Below are 18,714 nucleotides of genomic sequence, written 5' to 3' on the forward strand. Positions count from 1 at the left end.
CACAGCCAATTGTTTCATTTGCAGACTGACAGCCGCTTGCATCACATTCCGCGCTTTGACCAACATCAAAGTAGAAGCAGGAAGCGTTATAGTATGAACCTTCATCGCTTACCGTGACGTTGCCTGCTTTTCCGCACGCAACTGAATTTGTAAACTGCCAGCCACCATCAATGGTGTCATTCATTTCACAGGATACGCCATAATAGCAGAGGAATGTATTATCGTTGTACTGGTATCCCTGGTCACAGGTTGTGCAGGTGGTATCGTCAACCTGCGTTGCGTCATCGAGCGTGAGGTCAGTGTACACGCTCACGCCCGTGCCGTCGCAAGGGTCGCTTCCTGAGCCGAGGTGATAGCACGTGTTTCCAACCTGACAGTTTGCGCCTGCGTTATCAATGTAGCCGCCAGCATCACAGGTTTGGAGTGCCGTGCTTGTTGGCGCGGTGTATGCGCCATTTGCGCATGATTCGCCATAGTAACATGAGCAGTCAGCGCCAGATGTACACGTTGTGTCTGGCGCGCTTGGTTTTCGAATCGTACCTGATGCAGCACAATTGTCAAGGTCGTTAAAGCAACTGCTTGAACCATATGTGCCGTCACAGTACGTGCACGTGTCAGGATTAATATTATCATTGTTTTGCGCAGATTCAGTGATGCGCGCTGCAATGTCACCTGCACCTCCGCTGTCATCTCCGCAACAGTTGTTGCTTGAAAAGAGCGCGTCCCATGTGTAAGTACATGCATCACAATAGTTTTCTGCACTATCAGGGTCAAACGCGCTTGTGTTTGTAAACGTGTTATTGAAAATGTTTGTGTACGCTGGGTCAAGGGACTGGCACGCAAAGTAGTTGCCACTTCCACCACACAACGCACTTATGTTTACCACAGCGCTTCCGCCAGCACTTCCTGCAGCGTGAGTTGCTGTTGCGTTCACTGATGTCTGCAGACTGGAGCCATCATACAAAAAGCAGGTTACGTTTACGTCACGTGTGTCAGTTGTGCAGTAGTTTCCGGTGAATGAAACATTTACACCTGAACTGGTGCTTGCCGTGCTGTTGAGCGCAATCGAGAGGGAGGCAATGTCATCAACAATCGGACCATTTGCAGTTGTGTAGTTTTGGAGTGCGCCAACAAGCGTGGTCGCGTTCACCTCAGGCGTGAGCGATGTGCTTGTGCTTGATTTTGTGCCAAAGTTTGTGGTGTCAAAATACACATAGTATGTTTGCGTGCTGTTTGCGCTTTGGCTTCCGCTCCACACAAATTCAAGCATAAGAGAGCCATCAGACCAGCCAGACTCATGGTTAACTGCGCTTCCTGCAGCACTGATGACACGAATTGAATCCTGGTCAATTGTGTCCGTGACTTGTGCGTTTTCAAGCATTTTTGTGAGGTTAATTGTTGCCTGTACTGTGTTGCTGCTTGTTGCGCTTGTGTGCGAGAGCGTGACTGGCACGCGGTAATGCCATGTTGTGTTCCACCAGTCAGCAAGCGTGTTTGAACCGTCGTGGATGCGTATCCAGTCAATATCCGTTGTGTGACTAACTGATTCATTTATGGTTATCTCAGCTTGGTCAATTGAAAGACTGCTTGCAAGCGTTGTTTGCCACACATTCCATGACGTGTTTTGTGGAGGGTAGAGCGTTGTCTGCGTGACGCCAGCGCTGTTTTTGAGGACAATTGACTGAATGCTTCCCTGCGTGTTCTTGTAGCGGAGAGCAAAATAAGGATATGTTGTTGAGCTTATGTCTTCAATACCCTCATAGCTGGTGACTGCGGTTTGTCCGCTTGTCACATTGAGCGTGACATATTCATCGGTTTGCACGAGATTTCCTAAGCTTGTTGTCCAGTCAGTAATAACAGCAAAGCTCTCACCCCACCCCTTGGCAAACGTGTCAGCGTTTGAGACGAGCTTGTCTGAAACAAAATAATAATCATGTGAGAGTGAACACGCAAGCCCGTTTTTTGTGACACTGAGAGTTGCACCGTCAATGCCTGCGCTTGAGTCGTGGCTACTGTCATCAATCCATAGGTTTGCTGTTGCGTTCTCATTGCTGGTGGTGTTAAACACAGCAGAGTAGGTGTATGTGTCTGTTGCCGTGCCGTTTGTCGGTGAAACTGCTGCGTACGTGCTTAGAACTCCGTCTGCAGGTGTACACAGGCAAGAGCCGCTGCGCTCGTAGCCTGAACTGAAATTAAGCGACTGGCAGTACGCAACGCATTGCGTTACTGAAACCTGACATCCATTTGTTGGGTGGCATACTTCTCCTTCTGCAAGCGTACATGTGGTAATCTGACAGCCTGCAGTAGTACAGTCATCGCTTCGGTCGCTTGTTGCATGATAATAACAGGTGCTTCCTGCAGTGCTTCCCGGGTCAGCGCATGCTGCACTTGACCAGTCAAAGCCATCATTGTCTTCTGCACACACATTTGATGCAGAATAATAACAGTTGTTTGCCGTGTCGTCAAGACAATATCCTGCTCCGGCTCTGCTTGTTCCTGTTGTGTTTGAGAGACTTGTGTAATCACAGTTTTGCGTGTCAGTGAGTGTGTTGCATCCGCTTGCATCGCACACACTTGTAGTGTTATAGTAACACGTGAGCGTGGCGTCTGAGAGGCTTAATTCCCCTGCCTGATAACACGCGGCGTTTGCTGTTCCACTCCAGCCTGATGCACCGCAGTCAGTTGCAAAGTAACATAAGTCATTTGTATCGGAATACTCGTAGCCCGCACTGTCCTCAGCACACGTAGTGCAGGTGAGGTCTGCGTTTCCGTCGACTTGAATGGTTGTGTCCCCGCTTCCTTGCAAGCATGACCCGCTTGCATCGCAGGTTTGTGCAAAGTAACAGGTTTGTCCGTCTGCTTGTGATTCTACGCATGCTGATGAACAACAGTTATCATTACAGTATGAGGTAGCGCATTGGTAGCCTTCATTGTTTTGACATGCTTCACCAAGGTCAAGACGGCACTTGTTGCCATCTACACCGTTTACACAGCTTCGCGCAGAATCAACATCAGAGCACTGATAGTTTGAGGTGCACGTTTCAGTTGGGGTGTCAACTGTTCCGTTAACCACGCAAAATCCAACTGTCGGGTAGGTAGTATTTGCCCAGCTAAAGCCTGGAACAATGTCAGTTGCAAGTCCACCAAGCCCGTAGTATTGGCGATTTTGTGATGATGGCTCAACACTCCAAATGCCGGTACCATTGCTTTGCACAGCAATAATAAGTGAGGTTGGCGTTGCATCAGTCTCATTTGTAAACACGCCAACAACGTCATCAGTTGCGTTTCTGACTGTCCACGTGTTTGATGCAAGACAGCAACTAATGCCTGCTTGTAAGTCAAACGAAGTCGTGTCGCTTGGCACTTCAAAATAATACCTGCCTGATTGGAAAATTTCGCTTGCAAGCGTGCTGTTTGAAACGCACACATTGTTGGTGGTGGTGGCGCCATCCATTTCAATAAAGGACACGTTTGCGATATAGTAGAGGCGCACGTCTGCAGAATCTGGCGTGAACACTGCTTTCCACACGCCTGCTGTTTCTGAGTCAGGAATGGTTAGTGAGTGCGTGTTTGAGGCGCTTACTGAATTTGAAGCAGTCGCATCTCCATCATCAGCAAAGCACCCTGTTGAAAGTGACGGATTGCAGGCAGTGTCGGTGTATGAGGTGTACTCTTCTGTTGAGAGCTCGGTTCCATTTGGTTTGTAGAGCGTGACCGTGAGGTTGTCTGAGCCTGCGTAATTGTTTGCGTCTTTTGCAAAGACACGCATTTCAAAGCCATTTCCTGCGGTGTTGTCAAGATAGACATGGCGGGCTGCGCTTCTTAGGCTTGGAAGCGCGTAGCAGTCGGTACCGCTTCCGTCACGGTCGTAGCATGCTTTGAGCGCGAGGGTATCCCAGTTTGAGCTGTCATCGCTGCATGCTTGCAGTTCACTGCCATCACAGCTTGACTGGCATGTTCCTTCAACACACAGGTTAGAACAACAGTCAGCACCGGTGAGACATGACGCGCCCGTGTCATCAAACACGCCTGACGCGCTATACGTAGTGTTAATGTTATTATATGTTGTTGAGCGCACACTGCATTCAACATAGTAGCCAGGACACATGTTCTGACGATTGTTTGTGATACTCACATCATCTACGGTCCCGCTCAGGGATTGGTCGCTTGTCCAGTCTGTGGCGCCAAGCACCAGTGCCTTATCTGTTTCGTTATATATGGTACAGTTGTAATCAATATTATCTGCCAAGCAACTTGCTGAATGCGCAAAAGCGTAGTCAACATCAACAATCACATCATCAGTTCCGCTTCCAGACGCATTTGTTGCAGTCGCGCTGCTCTCAATAAAGTGGTCAATGCACACCGTGCCCGTGTTGTGGTCAGTGCAGCGGTCATTGTATGAGGCATCATTTTCAAAGTCGTAGCGCGGGTCAAGTTGGGTGTTGTAGGGTCCTGTGCTCTCATCACTAAGAGTAATACAGAAGGTAGAAGGGTCTGCTGCGCATGCTTCATTATTAAGATTGTATGAATCACCGTCATCAAGCACGCTTGGCAGGAGTTGTGACGCGCTAAACGTTGCTCCTGAGGAGAGGTAGGTTGGACTTCCATCAGTAGGCCCATAGAGCTGGAATGTTCCGCCATCACTGCTTGTTTGCAAAAGGTCAAGGTCACCATTGTTTGTTATTGAACCGCAGAAGCAAATTTGGTTTGTGCTCGCATTTACATACACCGTGCTCGTGGCGTACGCGTTTACGCCTGCAACTTTCCATTGTGAGGCTGAACTGCAGTCTGGTGTGAATGATTGAGAGAGCACGGTCTCGTCATAGGCAATGCGCGCGTAGTCAGGGTCAAGTGCGTCGCAATACATCGTGTTTGAAACGCCTTCTGACAATACGCTTGAGAGTGAAGTAATAACGCACGTCTTGTTCTCGCCAACCGTGTCTTCAAATGCGCAGGATTCTGTTGCGCTCTGATCAATTGGCGTGGCGTCATCAACGGCGCATACTACTTGCGCTGCTCGTGAAAGACCGCTTTCATAGGTAATGTTGAATACTGGCTCGATTTGTGTGGTGTTTCCTTCAACATCAACTATCACAAACGTGCTTGTGGTAATGTCATCAACAAGCGGGTTGTCCGTGTACGCAAGATTCTGAAGCGCGCCGGGAACCGTGATGAATGCGGGATTTGCTCCGGCAAGTGAGTAGCGCACGTAATCCCAGATAACCTCAGCAGTAGGGTCAGCGCTTCCCGCACCGTCAAGACCAAAGTAAATGGTTTGTGCAGAAGACGCCGCGTTGAGTGTGTCATTTATGCGCAGCACGCCATCAATGTACACGTTAACGGTTGTTCCAAGAGCAGTCATGCGATACGTATGGAACGCGTCAGTTGTATTGAAATAGTAATTGAGTGAGGTATCATCATAAAAACTGATGTGGTCTTCAAATAATTGCAAGTAGAAGCTTTGCGCGTCATCGCGAATAATGAGAATAACCGCTTCATCATCCCCGCTTGTTTGCTGTATTTTGAGTCGTGCTTCAAGTGTGGTTCCAACACCGTTGTCGCCTGAGATGCTTCGCGTGTAATAGATGCGGTCGCTTGCGCTCGCGTCAGTAGTGTTGAGTTTGCTATCAACAATGGCTTCGCTTTGCGTGCCGCTCTTAGACCAACCATCGCTTGTTGGAAGCACGTTTGCTTCGTATTCAACGTCCCACACGGTTGCTGGGGCGTATGAAATGTTTGGCTGGTCGCGCGTGCTAAAGTACACATAGAAGGTTTTGTTTGCGTTCGCGTTGTGTGAGCCCGTCCATTCCCAACTCACGGTTGCAAGAGGGTTTTGTCGCGGGGTTGCGATTGCCATAACGCCATTGCTCAGTGTTGTGTCATCAATAATTGTTGCACTTGCAAACGTGCCGTCACCATTGCCTGCATAGTACTTGATGTCACCGCTTGTCCATCCCATAGTAACAAGGTCAAGATGTCCATCACGATCAAAGTCGTACGTGTCACAGCCCGTGTGCTCGCTTACGGTGAAGAGCGTAGTTGATGAGCTAAAGTCTCCCGCACCATCGCCATAGTTAAAAATAATATTTCCCGTACCCCCGTTATTGCAGATGTAATCAATATCGCCATCCTCATCAAAGTCGCCGGTTGCAGAGCAGTACGCGTCACCAGAGCAGCCATCACTTACTGCAACCGCGCCGCCAAACGTGCCATCACCATTTCCGTAAACGATTTGTGCGTTACTCGCACCAGTTGACGCATGCACGATAATATCGAGATTGCCGTCTCCATCAAAGTCTGCAGCGTCTGCTGAGCGCGTTCCCGCCGTTGTTACGGTGCTTCTTGCAAAGGTTCGATCACCGTTGTTGAGGTAGAGATAGTCAGTACTCGCGTCAGCATTATTATAGAAAAAGTCCATTAAACCATCATTGTTAAAGTCTCCTGCAACAATGTCCCCGTTATCAGTAAGTCCTGACAAGTCGTCAATGAGCACTTGGACAAACGTTCCTGCGCTTGTTTGCACAAACAAGTAAATGTCATCTGGAGTGCCTTCTTCTGGTGCGATAATATCAAAAAGCCCGTCGCCGGTGAAATCAGCAATGGCAACCCCGTTAACTTCATTAGTGAAGTCAATAATTTGGGTGAGTGTGCTAAACACTGCTGAAGCGCTGAAGTTAGCATAGTGTATTTGTCCTGCAGTTCTTCCGCCAACTGTTATGAATTCCTGGCCTACGGCAAGGTCGTGTTTTGTTGCGACAAAACCTGTTTCTGGGTCGTATACGCGCACAGAGTAGGGGTCAACCTGTTTGTGCGAAAGGTTTGCCTGTGCAAGGTAGCGATTGAAATTGATGCGCGCATTTATGACCGGGTCTGTTGAGGATGTGGTTGTCGTGACATGAACAGGAATACGGTAGGGGTATGAGGTGTTTTGCCATGATGCAAGGTAACGCGTCTCATTTGATTGCGGCTTGCCTGTTTGGTCAGCAGTCCAGTACGTGTAGCTTGTGTTTCCTGAAAGGAAGGTTTCAGTTCCTACCTCATGCGAAACGCGCTGATTATTTGAGTCAGTATCAAAGATGGCAAGCGTGACGTTGTCAAAGTAATTAGTACTTGTAGGCTCATCAAGTTTGACGCCAAACTGGCCGGTTCCTGCGCTCACGGGTTCCTGGAAGATGAGTTCGCCATCAGCGTAGAAGGTAAGGAACGTGCCATTTTCAATAACTTTCCAGTTATTTCCAAACGCCGCAGTATACGAGCCTCCCCCAACAAGCTGGTACGTTGTTGCTGATAATCGTCTGATATAGCGACCATTTGAAATGATGCCAGTGCTTGTCACATCATTTTCTACAAACACTTCGTACGTGTAGTTAACGTGCGTGCCAAAGTCTTTGAACGTGAGGTCGTCGTCCTGCGAGTTGCCCGTGCCTGAGAGTTGTCCATTTGACACAGCCCATGTTGCGCTTCCTGCAGTCACGCTCCATGTTGGGGTGTTTGTGTAGTCTCCGTCGCTAAAGTCATCATAATAATAACTGCTAAATGCGCCGGCATCAGCTTGCGGGGCGGTTGTTTTGAGAATTGCTGAAAGGTTGAACGTGTCGCTTGGCTCACCATGCGCTGTGAAACCATTAGTGTACAGGTCTGTTATTTCTGTTGCTGAGAGTGTTCGATTATATATAGCAAGGTTGTCGATTCTGCCATCAAAACCGCGTATTCCACCTGCATTGTTGCCAAGGTTAAATGCATTTGCAGAATCACTGGTTCTTGTTCCCGTAGTAGAACTCGATTGCGTTAAAGATTCACTGACTCCATCAATATAAATAGCAGGACTATTAGAGACAGAATCACTATCATATACTAATGTAATATGAGACCATTGGTCAAGAGGAACTGCATAAGCAGTTGTGTACCATGCATTTGTCCCTCCGCTAAATGCCTGATTGAACTGTATTCTTGCATTTGAACCTGAAACAACAACATGCGCTAAGTGCTGACTCTTATCCCATAACCGTCCTAAACTCCCTCCTCCCGCAGATTCAGGATAAATCCACGCGCTTATAGTTCCTCCCGCGTCAAAGACATCAGCGATGCTAGAAACAGCAGATACCGCTATATTATTAGAAGCACCATCAAACTTCAGCGCGCTTCCGTTATACCCCCCAACCCATGACGCGCCGGTAATGGTTCCATCATTTCCATTTCCCGAGAGGTCGTGGAGCACGCTGCCTTGTGCTTCATCAAACGTGTACGCAGCAGCAAGGTTGGGGTCAGCAACAACCGCGCCGCTCACGAGTGTGGCTTCTGCAGGCACGCAGTAACATGTGCTGCTTGAAACATAGCCCGTGCCATACCCTTCAGCACGGCATGCTGCTTCGCACGCGCTTGCATCCACAAAGCAGCCATCTGTTTCGCCTGACGGCGGCACGCCATGACATGTTTCGCCAAAACCAAGCGAACAGGATTGTACTTGGCATCCGCTTGCTGAGCAATCATCAGCGCGCGAACCAGTTGAGTGATAATAACAGGTAGTGCCTGAAACCGTGCCAATATCCGGACAGTTTCCCGTGCTTCCGGTAAGACCCCAGCCTGTTCCACTTGCACAACTGTCACCGCTTGCAGCATAACACGAATCAGTATCATCATCAAGACAGTAGTCCGCGCTTCCGGTGTGAGAAGAGTATTCACAATTGCTCCACGCGCCAATATCAGTAATAGTGCTGTCAGGGGATGCGCACGCACTACAACAATACGTAGTGTCGCTACCAACCCCGCCAAGCGTGACTTCATCGCACACCGCGCTTGCAGCGCCAGTTATGCAGTCTTCTTCGCACAAGCCTTCAGCATCCTGCCCGCTTGAACAACCAGACTGGGAGCGCCATGTTGTGTCTGAACTGTCACAAAAAAGCGCTGAGCCAGAACAATCGTTATTTGGGCAGTATTGTGTGTCATCTGATTGACATTCGTCCCATTTTGTTGAGTAACATGCCCATGCAGCATCTCCTGTGCGCGTGTTGTCTGTTGCGGTACATCCATTTGCATCTGCGCAATCAGTTGCTGCATCACAGCATGCGCCGCCTGTTGGACTATTTGAAAGGCCGTTTGTAGTGTAGTTCTGGTTTTCAAAGTAGTATTCGCTTGCGTCATCACCACAGCAGGTTGTTGTTGCAACATCGCCAAGCCCAAGATTCCATGACACGCCGCTGTCGTTTCCACCGGTTGTTTTATCGCCAGCACTGCACGCGTTACAGTAGCCTTCAGCATCATCAGGGTCAAAGGTAACAATTGAGGAAGGTTTTGTAATGCCGCTTGGCGTGTATGAAAAGTTCGTGGTCAAAAGCACTGCGTCAACGTATTGCGTGTTTCCGCCACACGCGCTCGCGCTTGTTATAGTAATGCCATACGCGCCAGAAGACAGGTTCCAATAGCCCGCATCTGACCACGCGAGGGTTGAGGATGATGAAGAATAATTCGCGTAATGGGTGATGCTATTAACTGTTACTGCATAGTCTCCTGCACTGTTTCCTGAATTACACTGGGTTGCGTATATCCAGACTTTATAGGTTTCCCGGTGCGGCGTTGTTGCAGTAACCACAATCTGGCTTCCCCCGCTAAATAAGCGCTTGAATCCTGCGCTGGTGCTCCCATCTGCAACAGGGTTTCCGCCAGTTGAACCGTTTTCAGCTTCAAGCCACGTGTTTGCGGTATTAATAGTGTAAAATGAGGGGTCGTAGGCAAAGCATTCAACTAAATCATTTTCACCATTACAGGGGAGTGTGCCGCTTGAAAATGTGACGCTGTAGGGCGAGGCGGTGTCTGTTTGCGTAACATATCCTGAACTGCCCGGTGCACGACATGAGAACGTGACTGCGCGGTCGTCACCCGTACAGTACGTGAGCGAGCTTGTTGTTGCGTCAAAATCGGTTCCACCAGTGTTTGCGGTGCTCACGGTAAAATCATTAACTGCATCAACCACAATTGTATCAGCATACGAATAGTTTTGAGCAGTCTTTGCGTAGCGCACAAAATCTGTTTGCGCGTACAGTGCATTGACTTCTTCAGCAGTGAGAGCTCTATTATACAAGTATACTTCATCAATAATACCATCAAAGCGTTCAGATGAGCCAGCATAATTTGCGCCAATAACAAACGCAGCACTTGTTGAACCAAGGGTTCCCGCGTCATTGTCAGCTAACGCACCGTTCTTGTAGAGCCGAATTGTTGAGCCGTCAAAAGTCATAGCCCAGTGCGCCCACGTTGTCGCACTCACAGACGTGATTGACGAGTAACTCGTGCCTGCGTTGTACACGGCAGCATACATTACTCCGTTTACGTGGCGCAAGAAGAAACCATTGTACGGTCCTGATGAGAACTTGCTTGCAAGAGTAGCAAGCGTGCCGTCAGTCACGTCCGGATACGCCCATGCCGAGAGGGTAAACGCAGATGGCGTGGTGGTTATGCCGGTTGAAATATAATCAGAACTGCCGTCAAACGTGAACGCGCTTCCAATTTTTCCGTAGCGAACCCAGTCCGCGCTTGTGATGGTGCCGTTATTGTCCATGCCTGATTGGTCGTAGGCGCTGGTTGAATCATTTGCTTCAAAATCCCAATATCCTAAAAGCGCGGGATCAAAGCTTGCGTATGGCGCATCAGGTTTTGCGCCGCTATCAATGGTATCAAAGTACACGTAATGTGTGGTATTGGTATCCGCGCTGTGCGTGGCGTTCCACAACCATGAGGCTTTTCTGCCCGCATACTCTGCACGGACTTCATCTGGCGTGAGTGCGTAATTATAGATTTTGACTTCGTCAAGCCATCCTTTTGTTGAGTATGCTCCTGTGTCGTACCCCCCAATGCTCAAATCACCAGTTGTTGATGATGGCGTGCCGCTCACACTCCATTCATTGTCCAAATCTCCATTCACATACAATCGTAGCGTGCTTGCCCCGTCATGAGTTGCAACAAGATGGTACCATTCCCCGTTTGAAAGCCCTGTTGAACCAAGTTTACTTTGAACGCTTGGGTCCCACACACGAATAGTCGCGGCACCCCCACTTCCTGAACAATGATAGAGCTCAAACTGACCTGCTTTTCTTACAAGCGCAGTACACACATAACTATCAGGCTTAAACCATGCTTCAATAGTAAAGCCAGTGCTGACATCTACATCAATTGCTGCGTTATCCCCAACAACCACGACATCTGATGAGTCTGCAGTATTTCCCTCATTTGTTCCTGCAAAGTAAAGCGCGTTGCCGTGGATTCCCTCATCCCATGTTGCAGTGTAAATCGTGCCAGTCAAGCCATTGCCTGAACCATCCGCAGTTGTGGCCCCAACACCTTCACTGAAGCGATACTGCGCAACTGGGCCTGTTTCGTTGAATTGCACAACTGACGCGAGTTCTTCTCCCGTCTCATTAATCACGCGCACGCTGTTTGGGTCAAATGAGCTGACCGCGTTCATGGTTGACAAGTACGCGTCAAAATTGATGCGCGTGTGCACCGGGGTAGCGTTTCGACCGCTTGAACCTGCTTGCAATTCTACGGGCACACGGTAGTGCCATTCTGACGGGCTGATGCGCAGATTGTCAACGCGCGTGAGCGATGAAATGCTTCTAAACCCAATGTACCCACTATCGCGCGTTCCGGTTGCTTCACACTGCAACTCGCCATCAACATAGAAGCGCGCGGTTGGACCGTTTACTACTGCTTTAATGTGATACCATGTGTTGAGAGTTGGGGTGAACGTCGGCGTAGCGGTAGAGCCACTGCAGTAAACATCCCCATTATCAACACGGATATTAAACACGCCCTCAGCGTCACCAAATGAACTATCAAGCTGGTTGAAGTAGAAACCTAATTCTTTATTGGTGTACGCAGAGGATACAATATTGATGTCTGCTTCAACAGTGATGTTTTCAAAGGTTTTGCCTGAGTAATAAATATACTCATTTGTGTCTGATGAATCTGGTGATTCAAGCACGCCGCTTGACGCGCTCCACGTGCCTGCAGTCACGCTCCATCCTGACAGGTCATAGTCAAAACCGTCAAAGAAATTATTCCATTCTGAAAGCTCATAGTGTCCGTCATGCACCATGACCCAATCAATTGCAAGGCTTTGGGATGCATCATTGTAATCAGCAATATCAATGCCTGTGAGCAGGTGTGATGTGCCGCTTAGACTTGCGGCGTCAAGAATATTTACGGTGCGCGTTTCCCAATCTCCTGTTCCTGCAGCGTTATAGGTATTATAATACCACGTGGTTCCAATCTTGAACGCACCGCCAATCGTATGGCCTGATGGTGCTTTAAAGCGAATGGTGAAGTTTGGATACTCAGTTACATTTACGCTGATACCTTCTTGACGCAAATAGACCGTGTTTGATGCTTGCACACCAGTAATATTTGCAACACCGCCGCTTACCGTAACTGCTGAATCATTATTGTACGCAGTCCACTCACGCGCATCTGAGAAGCTTTCAGCCCAGCCACGCGTGACATGGTCGCTATTTGCGCCGGCTTCATCAGAAACAGCATATACTGAGTGGTCAAGACCGCACATAAGTGCATTGCTTTCAAGCTGCACAGATACGGTGTTTGGTGAACTAACACTTGGGGATAAATAATTATTTTGTTCAAAGAGCTGGCGAACTTCAGCCGCGGAAAGGGCGCGGTTCCAAAATTTAACATCATCAATGAGACCGTCAAAATATTCTGAACCAAGAGGATATCTGCCAATATAGTGTGTGTCTGCGCCAAAGGCAATGGTTCCAGAATCACTGTTTGCACCAATAAGCGCATTATCAACATACAGGCTTTTTCCCGAGCCATTGTACACGGCAGTTATTAAATGCCATTGCCCATCAACAAAGTCGTCCGCATCAATAGAAACATCAAGCTCATTGTAAGAAGCTCCGGCATTCAAACCAAATGAAAGAATCGTGCCTGAATTCTGGAATGCAAGCAACCAGTCAAGAGCTGCATTTTGTTGTCGAACAATCTCATAGTACACGTTTGATGTTATGTCATCAGGTTTAATCCATGCTGAAATCGTCATTGCCGAAAACGCACTTAAGTCAAGCGCAGGAATGTTCACATAAGACGTGCTTCCATCAAAGCTCAGCGCATTTCCCGCGTACCCGCTTGCCCACGTTGCACTGAAAATAGTTCCATCATTTCCATTTCCTGATGCGTCCTCTGCAACACCGCCAACACCTTCATCAAGAGCCCAATATCCTACAAGCCCTTCATCAAGGGCAGCCACGTCCGTTGTAAGACTGGTTTTAAGCGATGCGTTTGCACTTGATTTCACGCTTGCAGAAAGAACAATCGTATCTTTTGGCTCAACTGCTTCGTACGTGCCGCGCGTTGACTCGTAAATTTTCTGGATTTCTGCAGGCGCCATATACCGGTTAATGATGCGCACGTCATCAATCACTTCGTCAATAGCATAGTTTCCCGTTGAGTAGCCAAGAAGCGTTAAATCCTCAGTGGTTGGCTGTTTAATCGTGAAGCTGCCGTCAATGCCGTTATTATACGTGCCGTTGATGTAGACTTCCATGCGCGAACTGTTTTTTGTCACAACAAAGAAATACCACGTGTCAGCATCGAAAATGTTATCGCGCGACATGGCGTGTGCTGTGTCAGAATCATCATAGAGTCCCGTCCAGTACCCATACGTCCAGTCAACACCGTACGAACCCCCATCATACCCGTCCCTGCCGTGTTCAACACGATGCGGAACTGAGCCGGCAAGCTGGTGAATCGTGTCCTGCCAAGGATAGCTTTCCTGATTAACCCCCTGTTTCCACCAGAACGCAATTGTGATTTCATTGCCGGAAAATGCTTCAGAAATACTATCATCATTTGGAATCGTGATTTTTCCCGGCTTTGAGTACGCGCCAAGCCCATGTTTTCCAGCAGTATATGTTGCACTGCCCGTTCCATGATTTGCGTAAACAGAACTGTCGTGGAAGTATGAAGAATCATTGCCGTCTTCAAACGTCAGGTATACAACCGTGTCATTGGTTGAAACAACCGCGCTTGCTGAAAATGCGCCCTGCGCACCCGTACAAAAACATACATCATTATCCAAATATCCTGTTCCTGCACCTGCTTGCGCACAATCATTCTCGCACGCAGCAAGACCGCTTGCACAACCCTGGGTTTGGTCACAATACTGACCAAATTCAAGCGCACAGCTTGCAATGCCTGAACAACCACTTGTGGTGCAGTCATTGCTTCGGTCAAGCGAGCCTCCCCCATCATAATAACACGTTCCACTCACCACCGTGCCCGGGTCATAACATGTCGCGCTTGATGTAGCTTGCAATCCTCCGCTGGTGCACGGGTCAGACGCGAGGTAATAGCACGTGTTTGCAGAATCGTCAAGACAGTCCACACCAGAGCCATCAGTGTAACCCCCATAATCACATGAGCGTGAAAGTGCGGCACTTGACGGAGCAGTATACCCACTTGACGCGCAAGCTTCTGCATAATAACAATAACAACCAGTACCCTCAGTACAGGCGCTATCCGTGTTTTGCGTGAGCAACTGACCATTTAAGTCGCAGCCCTGATTTTCATAACAGCTTGATGTGCCCGCACTGCCCGCATTGCAGTAATGGCACACGTCAGGGCTTCCAGATGTGTCAACACCATAGTTATTATCACTGGTCGTGTCGTCACCACAACATTGTTGGTTTGCAACATTTGTCAACACACTATCCCACGTGTACCCACTACACCCACTCGCGGTTGATTCACAGCGCGCTTGGGTCGTGTCACGGTCATAACTTGTGCCAGCAGCTCCGCTTCCCGAACAACCAACTCCTTCCCAGATAGTGCTGCTTGCCGTACAACACGTTGACGTGCCCGCACTGCATGAGGTTGTTTCGGGTGTTGGGCAATTGCTTGGCGAATAACAACTTGTTCCTGTCCAGCAATAGCCTGAAGAGCCGCCACCGCTCGTGCACGAGAGATAATCAACCGGGTACGCGCTCGCGGTTGAAGAGTAGGAACCATAATTTCCTGCCGTGTCATTTGCGCGCACGCGATACGTGTACTGGTTAAAACAGCTCAATCCAGAATCAGTATAAGACGTTGTGGCAATTGAGTACCCGTCAGTTGCTCCAGGATTTGCTGTTGTTTCATCCACTTCGTACTTGTCAAGACCCGTAAGAAGGGTTTCGCTCTCCACGTGGTACAGACGGCAATTGTCCCAATACACGTCGCCGGTTGCCGTGCCAAGCGTGTAGGCAAGCAGGCGGATATTGCCACTCGCGCCTGTTGTAAAAACGGTCTTGATTGGCACCCATTCGTGATAGCCGCTTACTTGGTCGTAGCTCACGAAGCTTCCCTGCTGTTCAACGTGCAAACGCGCGTATCCTGCTGAAAGCGAGGTATTTACCATGCACTGCATGACGTACGTTGATGACGCATCAAGGTGCGTGCCAATCGTAAAGTCAGAGCCAAAGTACTTGTTGCTTGCTGAAGTAGTTTGCTTAAGACTATACCCACCGGTGTATACTTCGGTTGTGTCAAAACTATACCCGTTTTGCACAAGCGAGCCTGAGCGCCAATAGCCTTGTTCGCTTGCCTTCTCAAACGAGCCGTCATAGAACCAATCATCATCATTACCTTGGTCATCCCACGCACTCACTGTGTAGTAGTAGGTGGCTCCCGTATCGCTTACCCCGCCCCACGAGACTACAAGCGATGACAAGTCAGCCTGTTCTGTAACTGAGGCAGATGGCGTGCCCGGACCACCGGACTCTGCGGCATCAGAATCAGGATAATCATCGTCTGCTACAAGTGGGGTAATCTTGAAGTTGTCAACCGTCATATACGTGTTGCAGGAAGTGACGCCCGCATTGCCTGAAGTAAGTGAAGCGTCCGTCACTTCGTACTGTTTTACCCCGTCAACATAGAGTGTAAACGTGTCGCCTTCAACAAATAATTTCCAGTGATGCCATGCGTTGTCTTTGCTAAAGCCAACCGGCGTGCTTGCCGAAAGCACGTATGCTGATTGCGAATAATCATACACATCAATACCGCTTCCATCAATCCACGTGCGGTACTGGTTTGAGCCGCCGGTGTTTCTGAAAATAATTCCCGGAACATCAGCCCCGCTCACTTCATCATGGCGTAGGTCAACTTCAACAAGGTAATCAGTAAGACCGGTGTCGCCAACAAGCGCGTTTGCCCAGCACGTTGCGTCATTAGTTTTAGTGAATTGTTCTGAACTCACACTCCACGACCCCGCACTAATGGACCATGCGGGATTGCTCGTGTAGTCCCCGTCCGTGAACATGTCAATCACGCCGCCAACTGGAACGAACTGGTCTGACGAGGAGTTTGCCCGATAAAACGCGTTTTTCTTCACACCAGACTGCATCACATCAATAACTTCGCTTTGTGAGAGTTCCTTGTCAAACACGTAGAACTCATCAACAAGCCCGTCATAGTTGTATGAGCCGTCAGAATATGCACCAAGTTTTGCTGTTGTGATAGTTGAGATTGTTCGCGTGAGACCCGTTCCTGAATGCCACAACTCACCATTGAGATATATCTTCATGTCCCCGCTTGTTGCATTCTTAGTAAATGCCCAGTGATTCCACACACCTTCATATTCTGATGCAGTGGCCGCCTTGTTAATGCGGTCATAACTTGCGCCACCTGAGTTACCCGCGTCCCAATAGACATTTTCGTTGCTCCAAGGCAGATGAATGTTAATCACGCGCTGCGAACTCGCATCACGCGCTTCAAACAAGGTATCCGCTTGAGGCTGAATTGTAGCATCACCATACTGCCAGAACGCGAGCGTAACTTCATTTGTTAATGAAGAAAATGCAGAGGACGGAATAGTCACGTAGTCTGCACCGTTGAACGTGAGCGCTGAACCGTATTGTCCTACACTTGACCATGCCGCGCCCGTGATTGTGCCTTGCACGTTGCTTTGGCTCCAGTCATCAGTCGTGCTTCCTGAGCCTTCTTCAAATGGCATGTAGAGCACGAGATTAGCATTGCCATTGGTCGTGTTAATGTCAATTCTGTTGTTTGAATCATTCTGTGCGCTAAGCGAAGCGTCAGGCGATTTGTTTTTTGTTCGGTCAGCAGTGTTCACACAACTTGACGAGCTATACGAACCATAATGCGCTTGACTCGTGTCTTCAATGCGTGCGCGATAACAATAGTACGTGTTGTCAGAAAGACTATCATGCGTTGTTGACGTGCTCGTTCCCGTATAAAGGTCAGTCCATGAACCACTATTTGCCTGATACTGCACGCGATACTGGTAACTGCCCGGCAAGCTTCCTGACCATGACAGGCTTGTTTTGCCAATCTCGCTGTTAAGTACTTTATCAGTCACAACTGTGGCAGTAATAGAGGGTGTGGCAATGGCACTGCAATCATTTGACGTGCAATAACTTGCCGTTGGGCAGTGCGCATCAGCATTGCAGTCATACCACGTGCCAGAACTGCAATAATCTGTGCCGTCACCGCCCACGTTGCCGGTAACACCAGAATTATAACATGTACTGCTGTACGTGCAATCCGTGCTTGCAGAACAACACGCGTCATCAGAGGATGAAGTAGTGCACCCCGAGCCGGCATCGCACGCACGCGTTCGCTTGTTCTCCCCGCCATCCTCACAACAGGTGGTTGCTGAAGTTTCACCGCCAAGATTCCAATAGCCCGCGCCCTTGACACAGTCACAAATCGTCTGGCTTGCATCACCATCACTTTGAGCAACCCCGCTTGAACAATAGGTGGTACCATAACAACCATCCGCTTTAGGGTCATAGGCAAGTTGCGAGAAATAAGGCGTCAAACAGTTGGAGCCAACCCTATTCCACTTTACAAAAAACCTAAGATTGCCTGCTGCATCCCAGCAACTGCTTGGAAAATTAAAATCAGAACCATAACTGTTGCATGAATACGGGTCCCAGCTCTGCACCGCAGTTCCTGCCGCCACCGTACCAGGGGGCCCCGCTACATCAAGATCGTGGTCGCAGTTTATGTTGCGATGCGTCATATACGCAAAATTGGTACCATCATCTGAACAGGTCACATCCATGTCACCAAGATACCCTGATGCCGTGTACTTTCCCTCAAGATATACACCATCAAGACAGGTGGTTGAAAGTGACGTATCATACACCACATATGTGGGGTTTGCCCACGCGTAAGAAGGACCACAGGCCATGTAAGTATTCGCGTTTGCTGTCTCATCCAAGTACGCACACCAATCGCCCGTGTCATCAGTGTACCCGTTGCAACGCCAATACACACCAGCAATTCCCTGATACTCCTCAAATGTTCCAGAAGCGGACGTATCGGCCAGCTTTGTAGGACCAATTACTGTGAAACCTGCGGATGTGGCAAGCACAAGAGTAGAGTGGCCAAAAAGAATGTAGGTAATAAAAAACGTAAAAACGAGAAGATAGGAGAAAAAACTCTTTTGCGTGCTGCGGGGAAGCGCTGCTTTTCTGATGTAGAGAATGCTTGCAAACCAGCAAAGAAGAATGCCTATTGCAAAAAACCGCTCAAGAAATGCGAAATTTGAAAAAAGCAAAAAGAGCGCAAGAAACGCGAGGGAAAGCGCGTATGCACTAGTGCGAATAATTACTGCAATAGCCCTGTCCAGTTTCAAGACACCTACTCCCCAAACACTAAAAAGATTCACCGCATGCACATAAAAAGCTTACGAAAAAGAAG

Annotated in this window: 1 protein-coding gene; it reads right to left on the reverse strand. The window is 48.8% G+C overall.

Annotated features, from left to right (window positions below; translation table 11 throughout):
• The coding region (locus COT72_00365) for a hypothetical protein (protein ID PIO00515.1) at positions 1-18,682 on the reverse strand (18,682 nt) is incomplete at its 3' end.
• Positions 18,683-18,714 lie beyond the last annotated feature (32 nt).

It is taken from the genome of archaeon CG10_big_fil_rev_8_21_14_0_10_43_11 (assembly GCA_002763265.1).
Classification (GTDB): Archaea; Nanobdellota; Nanobdellia; order PEZQ01; family PEZQ01; genus PEZQ01.